At 73.8% G+C, this 1,413-nt stretch carries 1 protein-coding gene; it reads right to left on the minus strand.

The features are described from left to right. Window positions 1-446: 446 nt before the first annotated feature. Window positions 447-1,413, minus strand: a 967-nt coding sequence (purD, locus tag B7767_RS22220; protein WP_085573751.1) for a phosphoribosylamine--glycine ligase, incomplete at its 5' end; no start/stop codon positions are given.

A 1,413-nucleotide genomic window follows, 5' to 3' on the forward strand; every position in this document is an offset into this window, starting at 1 on the left:
GATGGCCGGTGGACCCGCCGACGAGCAGGATCACGGCGACGGCGGCCGGCAGCAGCGCGACGGCCAGCGCCCGGCTCCGGACGCGCAGCACGGCCAGCGCGTGCGACCGCGCGGACGGCGCGCCCGTCTCCGCTCCCGCTCCGCTTCCGCTCATGGCCCGCCCTCACCTCCCTCCCGACGGTCCTGACGCTGTCCCGGCGTTGCCCACTCCCCCACTGTGGCACCCGCCGGTGACATCGCAATGCCGATGGGCCAAGTGCCGGAACGCTTGCGCGGCACCATAGTTGGGGCCCCGGTTCTCGTCAGCCGGATGGCGCATCGCTCACTCGATGGAATGGCTTTGGGGAAAGGTGGACGACGGACGGCAAGGGTCAGGCCCCGGATCCTGAGACGGATCCGGGGCCTGCGGGGTTCATCGGCGCCGGGACGGGGCCGGCCCGTCCGGCTTACGCCTCCTGCGCCTCCCGCGCCGCCTTCGCCGCGATGTCCGTACGGTGCTGGGAGCCGTCGAGGCCGATGCGGGAGACCGCGCGGTAGGCGCGGTCGCGGGCCTCGGTGAGGTCCTTGCCGGTCGCCGTGACGGACAGCACGCGCCCGCCCGCGCTGACGACCGCGTCACCGTCCCGCTTCGTCCCCGCGTGCAGCACGTACGCGTGCGGGGCGTCCTGGGCGGCGACCTCGTCCAGGCCCGTGATCGGGTCGCCGGTGCGCGGGGTGCCGGGGTAGTTGTGCGAGGCGACGACCACGGTGACCGCGGCCTCGTCGCTCCAGCGCGTCGGCTCCAGGTGGGCGAGGTTGCCGGTGGCGGCGGCCATCAGCAGGCCGCCCAGCGGGGTCTTCAGCCGGGCCAGGACCACCTGGGTCTCGGGGTCGCCGAAACGGGCGTTGAACTCGATCACGCGGACACCGCGCGAGGTGATCGCCAGACCGGCGTAGAGCAGCCCGGAGAACGGGGTGCCACGGCGCCGCATCTCGTCGACGGTCGGCTGGAGAACCGTCTCCATGACCTCGTCGACCAGCTTGGGGTCGGCCCACGGCAGCGGGGAGTACGCCCCCATGCCGCCGGTGTTCGGGCCCTCGTCGCCGTCCAGCGCGCGCTTGAAGTCCTGGGCGGGCTGGAGCGGCACGACCGTCTCGCCGTCGGTGATCGCGAAGAGGGAGACCTCGGGGCCGTCGAGGAACTCCTCGATCACCACGCGCTCACAGGCACCGGCGTGCGCGCGGGCCGCCTCGACGTCGTCGGTGACGACGACGCCCTTGCCGGCCGCGAGCCCGTCGTCCTTGACGACGTACGGGGCGCCGAACGCGCCGAGGGCCGCGTCGATCTCCTCGGGCGTCGTGCAGACGTAACTGCGGGCGGTGGGCACGCCGGCCCCCGCCATGACCTCCTTCGCGAAGGCCTTGGAGCCCTCG

Origin of the sequence: Streptomyces sp. 13-12-16, from assembly GCF_002114215.1 — a bacterium.
Taxonomy (GTDB): Bacteria; Actinomycetota; Actinomycetes; order Streptomycetales; family Streptomycetaceae; genus Streptomyces.